At 78.0% G+C, this 608-nt stretch carries 1 protein-coding gene and 1 pseudogene; both read right to left on the bottom strand.

Translation table 11 applies throughout. From position 1 onward, the window contains the following. Positions 1–410, bottom strand: a 410-nt coding sequence (locus G3I42_RS03260) for a DUF2064 domain-containing protein (protein WP_164282334.1), incomplete at its 3' end; no start/stop codon positions are given. Further along, positions 407–608, bottom strand: a pseudogene (locus G3I42_RS03255) (glycosyltransferase); the annotation flags it as partial. The gene G3I42_RS03260 and the pseudogene G3I42_RS03255, both read right to left, overlap by 4 nt.

Raw genomic sequence — 608 nt, 5'->3', positions numbered from 1 at the left:
GGGGCGGGGGCGGCCAGGCCGAGCGCCCAGAAGCCGCCGTCGAGGGCGGGCCCGAAGACGGCCTCGCCCTTCGCGAGGCGGACGTCGAGCAGCGCGGGGGTCACCTGCGGGGTGTCCATCCCGATCAGGAGCGCGGGTCCCGCGCACGCCGCGAACGCAGCGGCCAGTCGCTCGTCCAGTCCGCCCGCGCACTGCGGGACGACGTCGAAGCCGGGCGGCAGCCAGGGGCCCGGGGTCCCGTCGAGCACGAGGACGCGCCGGGTGGCGGGGGCCGCCGCGACCGTGCGCAGCGTGTCGGTGAGGGACGCCTCGGCGAGCGCGGCGGCCTGGGCGGGCGTGAACGGCGGCGTCAGCCGCGTCTTGACCCGGCCCGCGCGCGGTTCCTTGGCGATCACGAGGAGCGTCGTCACCGTCCGGCCCCTTCCGCCGCCACGCCCTCGGCCAGGACCCGGCGCATGTCCCGGACCGCGTGCCACGTACCGCGCCAGGTACCGGTCACCTTCGACGCGCCCGTGCGCGGCAGGTACGGCACGTCGTGCTCCCGTACCCGCCACCCCGCGTCCGCGGCCCGGACGACCATCTGCAAGGGGTAGCCGCTGCGCCGGTCG

The sequence above is a fragment of the Streptomyces sp. SID11385 genome (assembly GCF_010548245.1).
Classification (GTDB): Bacteria; Actinomycetota; Actinomycetes; order Streptomycetales; family Streptomycetaceae; genus Streptomyces.
The sequence above is the reverse complement of the archived record's forward strand: the minus strand, read 5'-3'. Positions and strand labels throughout refer to the sequence as shown.